The organism is Pseudomonas sp. AC252 (assembly GCF_979258105.1).
In genome coordinates this window covers 3,844,040-3,862,122 of record NZ_OZ409837.1, presented here as the reverse complement: position 1 = coordinate 3,862,122, position 18,083 = coordinate 3,844,040, and the positions used below count along the sequence as shown (strand labels likewise).

The 18,083-nt window shown below is 60.7% G+C and carries 13 protein-coding genes and 2 pseudogenes; 8 read left to right on the top strand and 7 right to left on the bottom strand.

Going from position 1 to position 18,083, the window contains the following annotated elements:
- Nucleotides 1-27: 27 nt before the first annotated feature.
- The 4 genes and pseudogenes from acnD to ACZZZ4_RS17640 all read right to left on the bottom strand — a co-directional run bounded on the left by acnD (nucleotide 28) and on the right by ACZZZ4_RS17640 (nucleotide 5,704).
- Entirely contained in the window at nucleotides 28-2,622 is a 2,595-nt protein-coding gene (acnD, locus tag ACZZZ4_RS17655; RefSeq protein ID WP_463548324.1) for a Fe/S-dependent 2-methylisocitrate dehydratase AcnD, read from the bottom strand.
- A 206-nt stretch (nucleotides 2,623-2,828) separates the two neighbouring features.
- A pseudogene (prpC, locus tag ACZZZ4_RS17650) lies at nucleotides 2,829-3,954 on the bottom strand (bifunctional 2-methylcitrate synthase/citrate synthase).
- Between the two features lie 137 nt (nucleotides 3,955-4,091).
- On the bottom strand, nucleotides 4,092-4,985 hold the full coding sequence (gene prpB / locus ACZZZ4_RS17645; RefSeq protein ID WP_024012298.1) for a methylisocitrate lyase: 894 nt from the start codon (nucleotides 4,983-4,985) through the stop codon (nucleotides 4,092-4,094).
- Nucleotides 4,982-5,704, bottom strand: coding sequence for a GntR family transcriptional regulator (locus ACZZZ4_RS17640; RefSeq protein WP_463549286.1), 723 nt, complete (start codon nucleotides 5,702-5,704; stop codon nucleotides 4,982-4,984). The genes prpB and ACZZZ4_RS17640 overlap by 4 nt, the downstream gene beginning before the upstream one ends.
- Before the next feature lie 414 nt (nucleotides 5,705-6,118).
- Here ACZZZ4_RS17640 and rloA point away from each other — a divergent pair.
- The 4 genes and pseudogenes from rloA to pabB all read left to right on the top strand — a co-directional run bounded on the left by rloA (nucleotide 6,119) and on the right by pabB (nucleotide 10,758).
- Nucleotides 6,119-6,654, top strand: a pseudogene (gene rloA / locus ACZZZ4_RS17635) (retropepsin-like aspartic peptidase RloA).
- 5 nt (nucleotides 6,655-6,659) lie between these two features.
- Entirely contained in the window at nucleotides 6,660-8,195 is a 1,536-nt protein-coding gene (gene rloB, locus ACZZZ4_RS17630) for an osmotic stress tolerance membrane protein RloB (protein ID WP_116659146.1), read from the top strand.
- Nucleotides 8,195-9,181 (top strand): alpha-L-glutamate ligase-like protein, encoded by a 987-nt coding sequence (locus tag ACZZZ4_RS17625; protein WP_071171576.1) that lies wholly within the window; start codon nucleotides 8,195-8,197, stop codon nucleotides 9,179-9,181. Before rloB ends, ACZZZ4_RS17625 begins: the two co-directional genes overlap by 1 nt.
- 233 nt (nucleotides 9,182-9,414) lie before the next feature.
- On the top strand, nucleotides 9,415-10,758 hold the full coding sequence (gene pabB, locus ACZZZ4_RS17620) for an aminodeoxychorismate synthase component I (RefSeq protein WP_463548323.1): 1,344 nt from the start codon (nucleotides 9,415-9,417) through the stop codon (nucleotides 10,756-10,758).
- Between the two features lie 93 nt (nucleotides 10,759-10,851).
- Here the strand turns inward: pabB and thrH are convergent, their stop codons facing one another.
- A complete protein-coding gene (gene thrH, locus ACZZZ4_RS17615; protein WP_463548322.1) occupies nucleotides 10,852-11,469 on the bottom strand; it encodes a bifunctional phosphoserine phosphatase/homoserine phosphotransferase ThrH in 618 nt (205 codons plus the stop codon).
- A 164-nt stretch (nucleotides 11,470-11,633) separates the two neighbouring features.
- Between thrH and ACZZZ4_RS17610 the strand changes: the two genes are divergently transcribed.
- The 3 genes from ACZZZ4_RS17610 (at nucleotide 11,634) to ACZZZ4_RS17600 (ending at nucleotide 15,268) form a co-directional block, all read left to right on the top strand.
- Nucleotides 11,634-12,374, top strand: coding sequence for a phosphoadenylyl-sulfate reductase (locus ACZZZ4_RS17610; protein ID WP_310407058.1), 741 nt, complete (start codon nucleotides 11,634-11,636; stop codon nucleotides 12,372-12,374).
- Nucleotides 12,375-12,946: 572 nt separating this feature from the next.
- The gene (locus ACZZZ4_RS17605; RefSeq protein ID WP_129999207.1) at nucleotides 12,947-14,485 is read left to right on the top strand and encodes an NCS1 family nucleobase:cation symporter-1; all 1,539 of its coding nucleotides are present in this window, start codon (nucleotides 12,947-12,949) and stop codon (nucleotides 14,483-14,485) included.
- A 54-nt stretch (nucleotides 14,486-14,539) separates the two neighbouring features.
- On the top strand, nucleotides 14,540-15,268 hold the full coding sequence (locus ACZZZ4_RS17600; protein WP_039762980.1) for an aspartate/glutamate racemase family protein: 729 nt from the start codon (nucleotides 14,540-14,542) through the stop codon (nucleotides 15,266-15,268).
- Between the two features lie 107 nt (nucleotides 15,269-15,375).
- Here the strand turns inward: ACZZZ4_RS17600 and ACZZZ4_RS17595 are convergent, their stop codons facing one another.
- Nucleotides 15,376-16,299, bottom strand: coding sequence for a LysR family transcriptional regulator (locus tag ACZZZ4_RS17595; RefSeq protein ID WP_463548321.1), 924 nt, complete (start codon nucleotides 16,297-16,299; stop codon nucleotides 15,376-15,378).
- Between the two features lie 125 nt (nucleotides 16,300-16,424).
- On the opposite strand from ACZZZ4_RS17595, the gene ACZZZ4_RS17590 reads away from it, so the two are divergent.
- Nucleotides 16,425-17,171 carry a 3-oxoacyl-ACP reductase family protein gene (locus ACZZZ4_RS17590; protein ID WP_463548320.1) on the top strand — a complete coding sequence of 249 codons (747 nt, stop codon included), beginning with the start codon at nucleotides 16,425-16,427 and terminating at the stop codon, nucleotides 17,169-17,171.
- Nucleotides 17,172-17,230: 59 nt separating this feature from the next.
- Here ACZZZ4_RS17590 and ACZZZ4_RS17585 read toward each other — a convergent pair whose 3' ends face one another.
- Nucleotides 17,231-17,926: an HAD-IA family hydrolase gene (locus tag ACZZZ4_RS17585; RefSeq protein ID WP_039762976.1), complete on the bottom strand. Its 696-nt coding sequence runs from the start codon at nucleotides 17,924-17,926 to the stop codon at nucleotides 17,231-17,233.
- Between the last annotated feature and the right edge of the window lie 157 nt (nucleotides 17,927-18,083).

Sequence of the window (18,083 nt, the reverse complement as noted above, 5' to 3'; positions counted from 1 at the left end):
TGAAATCCCATGCCCACATCAGTTGATTTAAACGGCAACCGCCGACTCTTCGAGGAAGTCCTGTGCGAAGCGCTGCAACACGCCGCCGGCCTCGTAGATCGACACTTCTTCAGCGGTATCGAGGCGGCAGGTCACCGGCACTTCGACGCGTTCGCCATTCTTGCGGTTGATCACCAGCGTCAGATCCGCGCGCGGCTTGCGCTCGCCGATCACGTCGTAGGTTTCGCTACCATCGATGGCCAGGGTGTGGCGATTGGTGCCGGGTTTGAATTCCAGCGGCAACACGCCCATGCCCACCAGGTTGGTGCGGTGAATACGCTCGAACCCTTCAGCGGCAATCGCCTCGACACCGGCCAGGCGTACGCCTTTCGCCGCCCAGTCACGGGAGGAACCCTGACCGTAATCGGCGCCGGCAATGATGATCAGCGGCTGCTTGCGCTGCATGTAGGTTTCGATCGCTTCCCACATGCGCATGACCTGGCCTTCCGGCTCGACGCGCGCCAGCGAACCCTGCTTGACCTTGCCGTTTTCCACGACCATTTCGTTGAACAGCTTCGGATTGGCGAACGTTGCGCGCTGGGCGGTCAGGTGATCGCCACGGTGGGTGGCGTAGGAGTTGAAGTCCTCTTCCGGCAGGCCCATTTTCGCCAGGTATTCGCCGGCGGCGCTGTCGAGCATGATCGCGTTCGATGGCGACAGGTGATCAGTGGTGATGTTGTCCGGCAGCACCGCCAGCGGGCGCATGCCCTTCAATGGACGGGCGCCGGCCAGTGCGCCTTCCCAGTACGGCGGACGGCGGATGTAGGTGCTCATCTCGCGCCAGTCATACAGCGGCGCGACTTTCGGCCCGGTGTCTTCATGCACGGCGAACATCGGAATATAGACCTGACGGAACTGCTCAGGCTTGACCGACGACTTCACCACCGCATCGATTTCTTCATCGCTCGGCCAGATGTCTTTCAGGCGGATTTCCCGGCCATCGACCACGCCCAGCACATCCTTCTCGATATCGAAACGGATGGTCCCGGCGATCGCGTAGGCAACCACCAGCGGCGGCGAGGCGAGGAATGCCTGTTTGGCGTACGGGTGAATGCGCCCGTCGAAGTTGCGGTTGCCGGAAAGCACAGCGGTCGCGTACAGATCGCGGTCGATGATCTCTTGCTGAATCAGCGGATCGAGGGCGCCGGACATGCCGTTGCAAGTGGTGCAGGCAAATGCCACAACGCCGAAACCGAGCTGTTCCAGCTCAGTGGTCAGCCCCGCTTCGTCGAGGTACAGCGCCACGGTTTTCGAACCCGGCGCCAGCGAAGATTTCACCCACGGCTTGCGGGTCAGGCCGAGCTGGTTGGCATTGCGCGCCAAGAGGCCGGCGGCGATGACGTTGCGTGGGTTGCTGGTGTTGGTGCAACTGGTGATAGCGGCGATGATCACTGCGCCATCGGGCATTTGCCCCGGCACGTCATCCCATTGGCCGGAGATGCCTTTGGCGGCCAGATCGGACACCGCGACGCGGGCGTGCGGGTTGCTCGGCCCGGCCATATTGCGCACCACCGAGGACAGATCGAAAGTCAGCCCGCGCTCGTATTGCGCGCCTATCAGGCTGTCAGCCCACAGGCCGGTGAGCTTGGCGTACTGCTCGACCAGTTGAACCTGCTGGTCTTCACGACCGGTCAGTTTCAGGTAATCGATGGTCTGCTGGTCGATGTAGAACATCGCCGCGGTGGCGCCATATTCCGGGGCCATGTTGGAGATGGTCGCGCGGTCGCCGAGGGTCAGCGCTGCTGCACCTTCGCCGAAGAACTCCAGCCAGGCACCGACGACTTTCTGTTTGCGCAGGTATTCGGTCAGGGCCAGGACCATGTCGGTAGCGGTGATGCCCGGTTGCAGCTTGCCGGTCAGTTCGACGCCGACGCTTTCCGGCAGGCGCATCCACGACGCGCGGCCGAGCATCACACTTTCGGCTTCGAGGCCGCCGACACCGATGGCGATCACGCCCAGCGCATCGACGTGCGGCGTGTGGCTGTCGGTGCCGACGCAGGTGTCGGGGAACGCCACGCCTTCACGCACCTGAATCACCGGGGACATTTTCTCCAGGTTGATCTGGTGCATGATGCCGTTGCCCGGCGGGATCACGTCGACGTTCTTGAAGGCCTTTTTGGTCCAGTTGATGAAGTGGAAACGGTCTTCGTTGCGGCGATCTTCGATGGCGCGGTTCTTCTCGAAGGCCTGGGCATCAAAACCGCCCGCCTCGACGGCCAGCGAGTGGTCGACGATCAATTGCGTCGGCACCACCGGGTTGACCTGCGCCGGGTCGCCGCCCTGCAAAGCGATGGCATCGCGCAGGCCAGCGAGGTCGACCAGCGCGGTCTGGCCGAGGATGTCATGGCAGACCACCCGCGCCGGGAACCACGGGAAATCCAGATCGCGTTTGCGTTCGATCAGTTGCTTGAGCGAATCGGTGAGCGTGGCCGGGTCGCAGCGACGCACGAGGTTTTCCGCCAGCACGCGGGAGGTGTACGGGAGGGCGTCGTAGCTGCCGGGCGCAATCGCCTCGACCGCCGCGCGGGTGTCGAAGTAATCCAGCGGCGTGCCGGGCAGGTTCTTGCGAAATTCTGTGTTCATCGGGTCAGGACTCGGGTCACGGTAATTACAAGTGATGGGCGTTACACCGGCGCTGAAGTGGACTCGGTCAACTGAGGGAGGGGGCTTGCTCGCGAATGCGGGGTGTCATTCAACCGATTTGTCGACTGATACACCGCATTCGCGAGCAAGCCCGCTCCCACATTGGTTACCGGTTTATCCAGCTACCCGTGTTTCACACTCACCCACTAGCGACGTTCGATTGGCACGAACTTGCGCTGTTCGACGCCGGTGTATTCGGCGCTTGGACGGATGATGCGGTTGTTGGCGCGTTGTTCGAACACGTGCGCGGCCCAGCCGGTCAGGCGCGAGCAGACGAAGATCGGCGTGAACAGCTTGGTCGGGATGCCCATGAAGTGGTACGCCGAGGCATGGTAGAAGTCGGCATTCGGGAACAGTTTCTTCTGCTCCCACATGGTCTTGTCGATGGCCTCGGAAACCGGGAACAGCACCTTGTCACCAACCTCGTCCGCGAGTTTTTTCGACCAGCCCTTGATCACCTCGTTGCGCGGATCGCTGTCCTTATAGATCGCGTGGCCGAAGCCCATGATCTTGTCCTTGCGCTCAAGCATGCCGAGGGTGCCCTTGATCGCCTCTTCCGGCGACGAAAAGCGCTCGATCATTTCCATCGCCGCCTCGTTGGCGCCGCCATGCAACGGACCGCGCAGCGAACCGATGGCCGCGGTCACGCACGAGTACAGATCCGACAAGGTCGAAGCACACGCGCGCGGTAAAGGTCGAGGCGTTGAATTCATGTTCGGCGTAGAGGATCAGCGACACGTTCATGACTTTGACGTGCAATTCGCTCGGTTTCTTGCCGTGCAGCAAGTGCAGGAAGTGGCCACCGATGGTCGGCTCGTCGCTGACGCAATCGATGCGTTTGCCGTCATGGCTGAAGCGATACCAGTAGCACATGATCGCCGGGAACGCGGCGAGCAGACGGTCGGTCTTGTCGCGCTGTTCGGAGAAATCGTTCTCCGGTTCGATGTTGCCGAGGAACGAGCAACCGGTGCGCATGACGTCCATCGGATGTGCGTCGGCGGGAATGCGTTCGAGTACTTCCTTCAAAGCTTGCGGCAGGTCGCGCAGCTTGCTCAGTTTGGTCTGATAGTCGGCCAATTGCGCTTTGGTCGGCAGTTCGCCGTACAGCAGCAGATAGGCGACTTCTTCAAATTGCGCGTCGGCGGCCAGTTCACGCACGTCGTAGCCGCGATAGGTCAGCCCGGCCCCGGCCTGGCCCACGGTGGACAATGCGGTTTGCCCGGCGACCTGACCCCGGAGCCCGGCGCCACTGAGTACTTTTGCTTCGGCCATTGTGTTCTCCAATCTTCTTGAATTTGTATGGGAAAACTTGTGGGAGCGAGCCTGCTCGCGAAAGCGCTGGATCAGTCGACATCAATCTTGGATGTCAGTCCGTCTTCGCGAGCCGGCTCGCTCCCACAGGGTTTTGTTCAGCCTTTTTTCTGTGCAAACAACGCATCGAGCTTCTGCTCGAACGTGTGGTAATCGATACGATCGTAGAGCTCCATGCGAGTCTGCATGGTGTCGATGACATTCTGTTGCGTGCCATCGCGGCGGATCGCGGTGTAGACGTTTTCCGCCGCCTTGTTCATCGCGCGGAACGCCGACAGCGGGTACAGCACCAGCGATACGTCGGCGCCGGCCAGTTGTTCGGTGGTGTACAGCGGCGTTGCGCCGAATTCGGTGATGTTGGCCAGGATCGGCGCTTTTACGCGATTGGCGAACAGCTTGTACATGTCCAGTTCAGTAATCGCTTCCGGGAAGATCATGTCGGCGCCGGCCTCGATGCACGCCGCTGCGCGATCGAGTGCCGATTCCAGCCCTTCCACTGCCAGCGCATCGGTACGCGCCATGATCACAAAGCTGTCGTCGGTGCGCGCATCGACGGCGGCTTTGATGCGATCGACCATTTCCTGCTGGCTGACGATTTCTTTATTGGGGCGATGGCCGCAGCGCTTGGCGCCGACCTGGTCCTCGATGTGAATCGCCGCCGCGCCGAACTTGATCATCGACTTGACCGTGCGCGCCACGTTGAAGGCCGACGAGCCAAAACCGGTGTCGACATCCACCAGCAGCGGCAGATCGCAGACATCGGTAATCCGCCGCACGTCGGTGAGCACGTCATCCAGCCCGGTGATGCCCAGGTCCGGCACGCCGAGCGAGCCTGCGGCCACGCCGCCGCCGGACAGGTAGATCGCCTTGAAACCGGCGCGCTTGGCCAGCAGCGCGTGGTTGGCGTTGATCGCGCCGACCACTTGCAAAGGATGCTCGCTGGCGACCGCATCGCGGAAGCGCTGGCCCGGCGTGTTCAGGTTGGAAGTCATGCATCACCTCGTTCAGTGGCTGTCTGGTTGTGGGCGCCGTCCTCGTAGTGACGGGCGATGTTGCGTTTCGAGGCGCCGATGTGGCGGCGCATCAACAATTCCGCGAGCTCGCCGTCGCGGTCGGCGATCGCATCGAGAATCCGGTGGTGTTCGGCGAAGGCCTGGTGCGGGCGGTTCGGCGTGGAGGAAAACTGGATGCGGTACATGCGCACCAGTTGATACAGCTCGCCGCAGAGCATCTGCGTCAGCGTGCGATTGCCGCTGCCCTGGATGATCCGGTAATGAAAGTCGAAATCGCCTTCCTGCTGGTAATAACCGACACCGGCCTGAAACGCAGCATCGCGCTCGTGGGTTTCCAGGACCCGGCGCAGTTCGTCGATCTCCTCGACGCTCATGCGCTCGGCGGCGAGGCGGCAGGCCATGCCTTCGAGGGATTCGCGGATTTCATAGAGCTCGATCAATTCGGCATGGCTAAGCGAAACCACCCGCGCCCCAACATGCGGCACGCGCACCAGCAGGCGCTGGCCTTCCAGACGATGGATCGCCTCGCGCAACGGCCCCCGACTGATGCCATAGGTGCGCGCCAGTTCCGGCTCGGAGATCTTGCTGCCCGGGGCGATCTCGCCTTTGACGATAGCGGCCTGGATGCGCCGGAAGACGTTTTCCGACAGCGTCTCGGAATCGTCGCCACTGATGACCGGGGGATCGAGCTGATCCAGCATGATTGTCGACACCTTTAAATCCAATGCGGCAAAAACTAGCTAATAAGGCCGCACCAGTCAAAGGATAAATAGGTATTGTCGACAATCGTCTAATAACCGCAATCAACTGAGCACTCAGCCAGTGTGGGAGCGAGCTTGCTCGCGAAAGCGGAATGTCAGTCAACGTTGCTTCGAATGGCACGCCGCCTTCGCGAGCAAGCTCGCTCCCACAGGGGCTCCCACAGGGATAATTGCTCAACGCCCATGGAGCGGCGCAAGCGCTGGCGCCATAAAACCACCGTGCTAGAATGCCGCCCGCATTTGCGGGTCTTTGTACGGCTTGCCATAAAAAGCTGATAGGCACACGCGGGGGTTTGCGCACGGTTGTGCGGGGCACCTGAACCGATAACGGAACGCTGCGCACCAGGATTTATGAGACTCAAGCCTTTCCCCACCTTTTTTGCTCTGTTTTGCCTGCCCGGCCTCGCCGCCGCGGGGAAAAAACCGTGTACGGCCTCAACGAATACGCTTCGCTTGACGGTATCAATCTCGAAGTCGCGGCCAAGCTCGACACCGGGGCGAAAACTGCCTCGCTGAGCGCTCGCGACATCAAACGCTTCAAACGCAACGGTGAATCCTGGGTACGTTTCTACCTGGCGATCGACGCCGCGCATTCGCACCCCATCGAACGGCCGCTGGCGCGGGTCAGCAAGATCAAGCGCCGCGCCGGCGACTACGATCCGGAAGAAGGCAAGCAGTACACCGCACGCCCGGTGATCGAGCTGGATATCTGCATGGGTTCGGCATTGCGCAGCATAGAAGTGAACCTCACCGACCGAAGTGCGTTCCAATACCCGCTCTTGATCGGCTCCGAGGCGCTGAAACGCTTCGACGCGCTGGTCGACCCCAGTCTTAAATACGCTGCCGGCAAACCTGCCTGCACCATCGCCGCTCATACCGCCGAGTAATTTCCATGCGTTCTCTAACCTTCCACCTGAAAATCCTGATCGCCGTGCTGGTGCTGCTGGGCGTTTCGGTTACGGCCTATCAGATTTTCGTGCTCGGCATCCCGGTGACCGAAGACGCCACCGACGACCTGTGGAACATCGACGCCAAGGTCGAGTTCGTCGCCAGCACCAAGGATCCGGTGAAGATCCAGATGTTCGTGCCGCCATTGAGCCGCGATTACGTCAGCCTCAACGAAAGCTTCATCTCCAATAATTACGGCGTCGCGGTCAACCGCGTCGACGGCAACCGCAAGGTGACCTGGTCGGCCCGCCGCGCCAAGGGCAACCAGACGTTGTATTACCGCCTGGTGCTGACCAAGCGCTATACCGCGGAAAAATCCAAGGTCAAAGGCCCGACCTTCCGTGACAGCATGGTCATCGAAGGCCCGGAAAAGATCGCCGCCGAAGCCCTGCTCGCACCGATCCGCCAACATTCGGCCGACGTCGAAACCTTTATTGGCGAGGCGATCAAGCGCGTCAACAATGTCAACGACGACAACGTGAAATTGCTGCTGGCCGGCGATCCGTCGACGTCGCACAAAGCCAAGATCGTCGAACTGCTGCTGTCGATCGCCCACGTTCCGGTAGAAAAAGTCCACACCATCCGCCTCGTCGCCGATCAGCCACAGACACCCGAATTGTGGTTGCGCAGCTTCAACGGCAACGACTGGCTGTACTTCAACCCGGAAACCGGTGAACAAGGCCTGCCAACCGACCGCCTGCTGTGGTGGACCGGTGACGAAAACCTGATCACCGTCGACGGCGGCAAGAAAGCCAACGTGACTTTCAGCCTGAACAACAGCGAGATGAACGCGATTCGTCTGGCCAAGCTGACCGACGAAAACACCGACGCCAACTTCCTCGATTACTCGCTGTACGGCCTGCCGCTGCAGACCCAGCAGACCTTCATGATTATGGTGATGATCCCGATCGGCGTGCTGGTAATCCTGATCCTTCGCAACCTGATCGGCCTGCAGACGCTCGGCACGTTCACCCCGGTGCTGATCGCCCTCGCCTTCCGCGAAACGCAGCTGGGCTTCGGCATTCTGCTGTTCACGGTGATCACCGCGCTGGGCCTGTCACTGCGCTCGTACCTCGAACATCTGAAACTGCAGATGCTGCCACGCCTGTCTGTGGTACTGACCTTTGTCGTGGTGTTGATCGCGGCGATCAGCCTGTTCAGCCACAAGCTTGGCCTTGAGCGTGGCTTGTCGGTGGCGCTGTTCCCGATGGTGATTCTGACCATGACCATCGAACGCCTGTCGATCACCTGGGAAGAACGCGGCGCCAACCATGCGCTGAAAGTCGCCATCGGTACGCTGTTCGCCGCCTCCCTGGCGCACCTGATCATGACCGTGCCGGAGCTGGTGTACTTTGTCTTCACCTTCCCGGCGATCCTGCTGATTCTGGTCGGCTTCATGCTGGCGATGGGTCGCTATCGCGGCTACCGCCTGACCGAGCTGGTACGTTTCAAGGCCTTCCTGAAGAAGGCTGACGCCTGATGTTCGGTTTCTGGAAGACCTGGAAGGCCCTCGAGGCGCGCGGCATCATGGGCATCAACCGCCGAAACGCGGACTACGTGCTCAAGTACAACAAGCGCAGCCTGTACCCCATTGTCGATGACAAGATCCTCACCAAGGAACGCGCCATCGCCGCCGGCATCCACGTGCCGGAGCTGTACGGGGTGATCTCCACCGAGAAGGAAATCGACAAGCTCGACGAGATCATCGGCGGGCGCAACGACTTCGTGATCAAACCGGCGCAGGGCGCGGGCGGCGACGGCATCATCGTCATCGCCGACCGCTTCGAAGGCCGCTATCGCACGGTGTCGGGCAAGATTCTCGCCCATGAAGAGCTCGAGCATCACATCTCGAGCATCCTCACCGGCCTGTACTCGCTGGGTGGCCACCGCGACCGCGCGCTGATCGAATACCGCGTGACCCCGGACCAGATCTTCAAGAGCATCAGCTACGAAGGCGTGCCGGACATCCGCATCATCGTGCTGATGGGCTACCCGGTCATGGCGATGTTGCGCTTGCCGACGCGCCAGTCCGGTGGCAAGGCCAACCTGCACCAGGGCGCCATTGGCGTTGGCGTCGATCTGGCCACCGGTTTGACTCTGCGCGGCACCTGGCTGAACAACATCATCACCAAACACCCCGACACCACCAACGCGGTGGATGGCGTGCAACTGCCCTACTGGGACGGTTTCATGAAACTCGCCGCTGGCTGCTATGAGCTGTGCGGACTGGGTTACATCGGTGTGGACATGGTGCTCGATCAGGAAAAGGGCCCGCTGATTCTAGAGCTGAATGCGCGGCCGGGGCTGAACATCCAGATTGCCAACGATTGCGGGCTGACCTTGCGTACCCACGCGGTTGAAGCGCGGCTGGAAGAGCTGAAGGCGCGGGGCGTTAAGGAATCGGTAGAAGAGCGGGTGGCGTTTACCCAGGAGATGTTTGGGCATATTCCTGCGGTCGAGGGCTGATCCTCCACATTGATCGTTCCCACGCTCTGCGTGGGAATGCAGCCCGTGACGCTCCGCGTCACAGTGGACGCAGAGCGTCCATGGCGGCGTTACCACGCGGAGCGTGGGAACGATCAAAGAACCCGAGCTTCAACTCTGCCGCCCATCTGCCAATCGCCGACATCTCCTCTAGGAGCAATTCCCGCAGAGGACTACAATCCCCACCCCGCCTCTACGGCCGATCTGCCCCGCCCATGCTGACCTGTTCCGTACACCCACTGCCCTACCGTGCCAATCCCGCCGACTATTTCGCGGCCATCCGCAATGCCCCCGGCGCCGTGCTGCTCGACAGCGGCCGGCCGAGCGCCGAGCGCGGCCGTTATGACGTGCTCAGCGCCTGGCCGCTGGAACAACTGGCGGTGTTGCCGGACGAAAGCGGTGCACACTTCCTCCAGCGCCTGCGTGACAACCTCAGCCGCTTGGGCGACGCGCAGGTGCCTGCCGGGTACGAATTGCCGTTCGCCGGCGGATTGATCGGTTATTTGAGCTACGACTTCGGCCGGCATCTGGAAAACCTGCCGAGTCAGGCGCTGGATGACCTGGAACTGCCCGATGCGCGTTTCGGCCTGTACAACTGGGCGCTGATCAGTGATCACCACGGGCAAACCAGCCAATTGGTCTTTCATCCATCGCTTGTCGACAGTGAACGGCAACGACTGATCGCGCTGTTCACTCAGCCTCAAGTTGACGCGCTGGCCCCCTTCAAACTGAACGCCCCGATGGCCGCTGATCTCTCGGCCGAGGATTACCGTCAGGCGTTCGAGCGTATTCAGAATTACATCCAGGCCGGCGACTGCTATCAGGTCAACTTCGCGCAACGCTTTCGTGCTGAATGCCAGGGCGATCCGTGGCTGGCTTATTGCGCATTGCGCCAGGCCTGCCCAACGCCGTTTTCCGGGTTCCAGAGCCTGCCCGACGGCGGCGCAGTGCTGAGCCTGTCACCGGAACGCTTCGTCAGAGTCAGCCAGCGTCAGGTCGAAACCCGCCCGATCAAAGGCACCCGCCCCCGTGGCGTCACCCCAGCCGAAGACGCGGCCAACGCCGCCGAACTCTTGGCCAGCCCCAAGGACCGCGCGGAAAACCTGATGATCGTCGACCTGCTGCGCAACGACCTCGGGCGCACCTGCCGCATCGGCTCGGTGCGGGTGCCGGAGTTGTTCAGTCTGGAGAGTTATCCGAATGTGCATCACCTGGTCAGCAGCGTGACCGGTGAACTGGCGGCGGATCGTGATGCGCTGGACCTGATCGCGGGCAGCTTCCCCGGTGGCTCGATCACCGGCGCACCGAAGATTCGGGCGATGCAGATCATCGACGAACTGGAGCCGACCCGGCGCGGTTTGTATTGCGGATCGTTGCTGTACCTGGACGTGCGCGGCGAGATGGACAGCTCCATCGCCATTCGCAGTCTGTTGGTCAAGGATGGCCAGGTGTGCTGCTGGGGCGGCGGCGGGATTGTCGCCGATTCGGACTGGCAGGCGGAGTATCAGGAGTCGATGACCAAAGTGCGGATCCTGCTCGATACCCTGCAGAACCTCTGAAAGCTTAGAAGCTTCGCGAGCAGGCTCGCTCCCACAGGGAAATGCATTCCAATGTGGGAGCGAGCCTGCTCGCGAAGACGTCCTTCCAGACGACTACAAACTCAACTCTCTATTAGAGGCTTTGAGGAACTCCTGCTTCAGCTCTTCAAACGAATGCACCGCCGGGAACTGCGGAAACTCGCGAATCACGTTGTCCGGCGCATGAAACAGAATCCCCGCATCCGCCTCGCCGAGCATGGTCGTGTCGTTGTACGAATCGCCCGCCGCGATCACCCGGTAGTACAGGCTCTTGAACGCCAGCACCGACTGGCGCTTGGGATCTTTTTGACGCAGTTGATAGCCCGTCACCCGACCGCTTTCGTCAGTGATCAAGCGATGGCAGAGCAAGGTCGGGAAACCCAGTTGGCGCATCAGCGGCTCCGAGAATTCATAAAAAGTGTCCGAGAGAATCACCACCTGGAAACGCTCGCGCAGCCAGTCGACGAACTCCACCGCGCCGTCCAGCGGTTTCAGCGTGGCGATGACTTCCTGAATGTCCGAGAGCTTGAGACCGTGCTCATCGAGGATGCGCAGACGCTGCTTCATCAATACGTCGTAGTCGGGAATGTCCCGGGTGGTAGCCTTGAGGGCGTCGATTCCGGTTTTTTCGGCGAAGGCGATCCAGATTTCCGGTACCAGTACCCCTTCAAGATCAAGGCAAGCAATTTCCACAAGACACTCCCGTTTGTAGTGATTATTGAGTCGAGCGAGGCCGAACTCTAGCGTCTGCACCAGACGCGCGCAACGCAGAGGACGCCCCGGCCCCGGCAGCTTTTTGTTACCATCGGCCTCCTATAGAGCGCCCGAGCGCCATTGACCTGTAGGAAGCCGCCCTGATGAGCCCAACGTTTGACGTCGTGGAACTCGCCACGACCTATGCCAACAAATCCGCCCAGGACATCCTCAAACTCGCGTTCGCCGAGTTCGGCGATGACTTGTGGATATCTTTCAGCGGCGCCGAGGACGTGGTGCTGGTGGACATGGCGTGGAAGCTGAACAAGAACGTCAAAGTGTTCAGCCTCGACACCGGCCGCCTGCATCCGGAGACCTATCGCTTCATCGAGCAAGTGCGCGATCACTACAAGATCGATATTGAAATCGTCTCGCCGGACTACACGAAACTCGAACCGTTCGTGAAGGAAAAAGGCCTGTTCAGTTTCTATAAAGATGGCCACGGCGAATGCTGCGGCATCCGCAAGATCGAGCCGCTGCGGCGCAAGCTGTCCGAGGTCAAAGCCTGGGCCACCGGCCAACGCCGCGACCAGAGCCCGGGCACCCGCAGCGCTGTGGCAGTGCTGGAAATCGACACGGCCTTCTCGACGCCGGAACGCACCCTGTACAAGTTCAACCCGCTGGCGCAGATGACCAGCGAGGAGATCTGGGGCTACATCCGCATGCTCGAACTGCCGTACAACAGCCTGCACGAGCGCGGTTTCATCAGCATCGGCTGCGAACCCTGCACCCGCCCGGTGCTGCCGAACCAGCACGAGCGCGAAGGCCGCTGGTGGTGGGAAGAAGCCACGCAGAAAGAGTGCGGGTTGCATGCGGGGAATATCATCAGCAAGAGCAAGGTTTGATCCCCCATTTATAGAAAGATCTGTGAGAGCGAGCCTGCTCGCGAAAGCGCGGTTCCAGTCAACGTTTCAGTTGCCTGATCCACCGCATTCGCTAGCAGGCTCGCTCCCACATTGATATGTGCCAGGCACATAAAAGGTGTACACAAGGTTGTCACTATCGGTGCCATTTATGTGTGCACTTTCAGTTCTGACGCCCTGAAAAGTTACACTCCCCAGCAGAATCCCCATCCACTTGCCCCTCTGCAAATTCCCTCCCCTGAAAAAAATTCCTGTCCAATCGATCAATTTATATCGCCTGTTTTTCAGCCACTTATGCCGCATTGATAACTATTCGAAATGAGCCCTGCCGCTTATAGATTGGCAACTGGCACAAATCTGGCTTTATCGCATACATGTTTTGTATACAAAACTGCGAAACATACACACTTTCGATCCGCAAGCCTGAAGCGCCCTATCCCGTACAGGCTGCAGATGCCCCGTAACCAGTGATGTCTTTCCGCCGCGCCGAAGATTTGTCGAGCCTGAGCGCTCATGCACAGTCATCGCGGGGGGAACATCAGGAGCCTGCCGGAATGCGTACAAGTCTTTCGAATAACATCGCGCTGAATCTGCCCTCCTCCACGCTCGATCAACCGTTGCCCGATGACGGGCTGAGCGAGCCGCTGCAACTGAGCCCGCGTCTGCACAACAGCGATCTGGCGCCGACCAAAGCCGAGGGCCGGCGCTGGGGCCAGTACAGCATCTTCGCCCTGTGGACGAACGATGTGCACAACATCGCCAACTACTCGTTCGCTATCGGCCTGTATGCGCTGGGTCTGGGCGGCTGGCAGATTCTGTTGTCGCTGGGGATCGGCGCGGCGCTGGTGTACTTCTTCATGAACCTGTCCGGGTACATGGGGCAGAAAACCGGGGTGCCGTTTCCGGTGATCAGCCGGATCAGCTTCGGCATCCACGGTGCGCAAATTCCTGCACTGATCAGGGCGGTGATCGCCATCGCCTGGTTCGGTATTCAGACGTATCTCGCTTCAGTGGTATTCCGCGTCTTGCTGACTGCCGTGCATCCTGGCTTCGCCGAATACGATCACAACTCTATACTCGGCTTGTCGAGCCTGGGCTGGGTGTGCTTCGTGGCGATCTGGCTGGTGCAACTGGCGATTCTTGCCTACGGCATGGAAATGGTACGCCGCTACGAGGCGTTTGCCGGGCCGGTGATTCTGCTCACCGTAGCCGCGCTCGCCGGGTGGATGTACTTCCAGGCCAACGCGACCATTGCCTGGTCGATCCGCGAGCCGCTGACCGGTGGCGAAATGTGGCGCAACATCTTCGCCGGCGGCGCGTTGTGGCTGGCGATCTACGGCACGCTGATCCTCAACTTCTGCGACTTCGCCCGTTCTTCGCCGTGCCGCAAAACCATCAAGGTGGGAAATTTCTGGGGCTTGCCGGTGAACATTCTGGTGTTCGCGGCGATTACTGTGCTGCTGTGTGGCGCGCAGTTCCAGATCAACGGGCGGATCATCGAAAGCCCGACCGAGATCATCGCCTCGATCCCCAACACATTCTTTCTGGTGCTCGGCTGCCTGGCTTTTCTGATCGTCACCGTCGCAGTGAACATCATGGCCAACTTCGTCGCCCCGGCGTTCGTCCTCAGCAACCTGGCGCCGAAGTACCTGACCTTCCGCCGCGCCGGGCTGATCAGCGCGACCATCGCCGTGCTGATCCTGCCGTGGAACCTCTACAACAGCCCGCTGGTGATCGTGTATTTCCTGTCGGGCCTCGGCGCCCTGCTCGGCCCGCTGTACGGGGTGATCATGGTCGACTACTGGCTGATCCGCAAAGGCCGGATCAATGTGCCGCAACTCTACAGCGAAGACCCCAACGGCGCTTATTACTACAGCGGAGGCATCAATTTCCGCGCGGTGGCGGCGTTTACTCCTGCAGCGCTGATCGCCATCGTCCTGGCCCTGGTACCTGGTTTCCACAGCGTTTCGCCGTTCTCCTGGCTGATCGGTGCCGGTATCGCCGGCATGCTTTACCTGATCATCGCCAAACGCCAGACGCATTACGCCGAAGTCAGCGGCGAATGCATCGCTGTGGATAACGTCAGCCACTGATCCCTTCGCGGCCCGGTTTTCGGGCCGCACCACTGCCCGCAATAAGGATTTTCCATGCGTATTCTCGTGGTCAACGTCAACACCACCGAATCCATCACCGACGCCATCGCCCGCTCGGCGCAGTCCGTCGCTTCGCCCGGTACCGAAATCGTCGGCCTGACCCCGTACTTCGGCGCCGAATCGATTGAAGGCAATTTCGAAAGCTACCTCGCCGCCATCGCCGTGATGGACCGGGTGATGGCCTACGATCAACCGTTCGATGCGGTGATCCAGGCCGGCTACGGCGAGCATGGCCGCGAAGGCTTGCAGGAATTGCTCAACGTGCCGGTGGTGGATATCACTGACGCGGCGGCCAGCACCGCGATGTTCCTCGGCCATGCCTACTCGGTGGTGACCACGCTGGATCGCACCGTGCCGCTGATCGAGGATCGGCTGAAATTGTCCGGCCTGTGGGATCGCTGTGCCTCGGTGCGCGCCAGCGGGCTGGCGGTTCTGGAGCTGGAACATGAACCGCAGCGTGCGCTGGAAGCGATCGTGCAACAGGCCGAACTGGCGGTGACTCAGGACAAGGCCGAGGTGATTTGCCTGGGCTGCGGCGGCATGGCCGGGCTGGATGAACAGATTCGCCGCCGCACCGGCGTGCCGGTGGTGGATGGCGTGACAGCGGCGGTGACGATTGCCGAATCGCTGGTGCGCTTGAAGTTGTCGACCTCCAAGGTGCGCACGTATGCCACGCCACGGCCGAAGAATATTGTTGGCTGGCCGCAGCGCTTTGCTCGATAGACCGCGTTACCGTTTATCGCGAGCAGGCTCACTCCTACATTTGGAATGCGTTCTCCTGTGGGAGCGAGCCTGCTCGCGAATGAAAACGACTCGCTCCCAAGCCCTATTCAAATAGCACTGAACCGCCGCACCAACCCCTGCTCAGCAAATTGTTCAATCACGAAATCCACAAACGCCCGGGTCTTGCCCGGCAACAATTTGTGCTCGGCGTAATAGATCGAAATGTTGCCATCATCGACAAACCAGTCCGGCAGCACCCGCTGTAACGTCCCGGCCTGAAGATACGCAACCGCAAACGGCATGCTCACCAGCGCGATCCCCAGACCTTGCATCGCCGTTGCACAGGCAGCCTCGGAATCACTCATGGTCATCCGCGCCCGCAACGTCAGCGGACTGTGTTGTTGATCGCGATGGGTAAGTTGCCACGAACGCACACGCCCGGTCTGCGGTGAGCGGATCAGGATGCCGTCATGTTGCTTGAGGTCATCGGGATGACTGATCGGCGCATGGTTGTGCAGATAATCCTCCGATGCCACAAGTACCCGATGCGCCGGCGTGAGCCTGCGCGCAACCACGCCTTGGGGCAGTTCAAAGCCGCCGCCAATTGCCGCATCGAAGCCCTGCCCGATCAGATCGACCTGGCGGTTATCGAAATGCCAGTCCGGGTTGATCGCCGGATAGCGCCGCAGGAACTCACCGAGCAGCGGCACGATATACAGACGGCCGAATACCGTGCCCATGCTGACTTTCAGCGTACCGGCCGGTTGCCCTCCGGCGCTGGCCAGATTGGCCACGGCATTCTGGATGGTGGTCAGGCTGGCGCTGACTTCACTTAAAAACAGCTGCCCCGCTTCGGTCAGGGTCAGGCTGCGTGTACTACGCTGGAACAGCCGCACGCCGAGCCGCGCCTCCAGTTTCGCCACGCTTTTACCCACTGCCGCCGGGGTCAGGCTCAAGCGTCGTGCGGCCTCGGCAAAGCTGCCGACCTCGGCGCTGCGCACAAAGCATTCGATACTGCTGAACGTTTCCATGATCACCACTATAAACTTCTGGTTTACACAGACTATAGCAATCATGGTCTACCCGGTTGTCGATGCCACGCCGATACTCGGCACCAACACCAAGGCATTCCGCCTTGAACACTTGGAGATCGAACATGACCACTCAACACCTCAGCGGCAAAGTCGCTCTGATTCAAGGCGGTTCGCGCGGCATCGGCGCAGCCATCGTCAAACGTCTGGCCGCTGAAGGCGCCGCCGTCGCTTTCACCTACGTCAGCTCCACCGCGAAAGCCGAAGAATTGCAGAACAGCATCACCGGCAACGGCGGCAAAGCCTTGGCGATCAAGGCCGACAGCGCCGATGCCAGCGCGATTCGCCACGCCGTCAGCGCCACCGTCGAAGCGTTTGGGCGCTTGGACATTCTGGTCAACAACGCCGGCGTGCTGGCCATCGCACCGCTGGAAGACTTCAAACTGGACGACTTCGATCAGACTTTGGCCATCAACGTGCGTAGCGTGTTCATTGCTTCGCAGGAAGCGGCGAAACACATGGGCGAAGGCTCGCGGATCATCAACATCGGCAGCACCAACGCCGATCGCATGCCCTTCGGCGGTGGCGGCGTGTACGCGATGAGCAAATCGGCACTGGTCGGCCTGACCAAAGGCCTGGCCCGCGATCTCGGCCCTCGGGGCATCACCATCAACAACGTGCAACCTGGCCCGGTCGACACCGACATGAACCCGGCCCATGGCGACTTCGCCGACAGCCTGATCCCGCTGATGGCCGTCGGTCGTTACGGCACCGCCGATGAAATCGCCAGCTTCGTCGCCTACCTGGCAGGGCCGGAAGCCGGTTACATCACCGGTGCCAGCCTGACCATCGACGGTGGCTTCGGCGCCTGACAGAACGGCAAAAAAAGCCGCCCTTCTTTATAGGAAGGGCGGCTTGTTTGTTTGAGCGGTCAGGCCAGTTCCAGCGTCGGCAGGCCAAATGCGCTTGGCCTGAAGTCTTTCAGCGAGCGGATAATGCCGTCAGCGTGAGCATATTTCTCATCGGCCATCGCCGCGTCGGGGATGGCGATTGCGGTCATGCCTGCTGCTTTCGCCGCGGTGACCCCAAACGGCGAATCCTCGAACACCAGACAATCCTTGGGCGCGACGCCCAGACGCCGAGCGGCGGTGAGGAAAATATCCGGCGCCGGTTTGGCCGCGCCGACTTCCGGATCGTCCGCTGTGACGATGAAATCGAACAACGCGAACCAGTCGCGGTGCAAAGTGGTTTTCTGCCCGAACGACTGGCGCGACGAACTGGTGCCGACCGCGATCGGAATGTTGTGCGCCTTGAGGTGACGCACCAGTGCTTCGGCCCCCGGCATCGCCTGGGCCTTGGGGAAACGCTCGCGCATCAGCGGCTCGCGAATCTCCAGGAATTCTTCCGGGCTGATCGGTAACTCCAGCGCCTGCACCACGTAATTGGCCAGGTCATTGGCCCCGCGACCAATGATGTTCTGCTTGACGCTCCAGTCGAAGGTTTTCCCGTAGCGCCCGGCAATCAGCGAGGTGACCTCGGTGTAAATGCCCTCAGTGTCGAGCAGCAAACCGTCCATATCGAAAATCACGGCCTTGATCGGGCCGAACGTCTTCAGCGGTGCATTCATCATCGGATCCGTTAACAAAGACATCCCGGGCGACAGGCAATGTGCCGCAACGCGGATCTGATTAATGGGTTCAGCAGCATAGCGAGGCGGATGGACATTGAGCAACGGGCAACACCATCGACGCCCTTTCGCATTTAGCGAAACCTCCTACAGATAC

Bases quoted from the DNA above. Each gene is read 5' to 3' on its own strand.
- acnD (WP_463548324.1), bottom strand. From the start codon at position 2,622: ATGAACACAGAATTTCGCAAGAACCTGCCCGGCACGCCGCTGGATTAC.
- prpB (WP_024012298.1), bottom strand. From the start codon at position 4,985: ATGACTTCCAACCTGAACACGCCGGGCCAGCGCTTCCGCGATGCGGTC.
- rloB (WP_116659146.1), top strand. From the start codon at position 6,660: ATGCGTTCTCTAACCTTCCACCTGAAAATCCTGATCGCCGTGCTGGTG.
- ACZZZ4_RS17625 (WP_071171576.1), top strand. From the start codon at position 8,195: ATGTTCGGTTTCTGGAAGACCTGGAAGGCCCTCGAGGCGCGCGGCATC.
- pabB (WP_463548323.1), top strand. From the start codon at position 9,415: ATGCTGACCTGTTCCGTACACCCACTGCCCTACCGTGCCAATCCCGCC.
- ACZZZ4_RS17610 (WP_310407058.1), top strand. From the start codon at position 11,634: ATGAGCCCAACGTTTGACGTCGTGGAACTCGCCACGACCTATGCCAAC.
- ACZZZ4_RS17605 (WP_129999207.1), top strand. From the start codon at position 12,947: ATGCGTACAAGTCTTTCGAATAACATCGCGCTGAATCTGCCCTCCTCC.
- ACZZZ4_RS17600 (WP_039762980.1), top strand. From the start codon at position 14,540: ATGCGTATTCTCGTGGTCAACGTCAACACCACCGAATCCATCACCGAC.
- ACZZZ4_RS17595 (WP_463548321.1), bottom strand. From the start codon at position 16,299: ATGGAAACGTTCAGCAGTATCGAATGCTTTGTGCGCAGCGCCGAGGTC.
- ACZZZ4_RS17590 (WP_463548320.1), top strand. From the start codon at position 16,425: ATGACCACTCAACACCTCAGCGGCAAAGTCGCTCTGATTCAAGGCGGT.
- ACZZZ4_RS17585 (WP_039762976.1), bottom strand. From the start codon at position 17,926: ATGAATGCACCGCTGAAGACGTTCGGCCCGATCAAGGCCGTGATTTTC.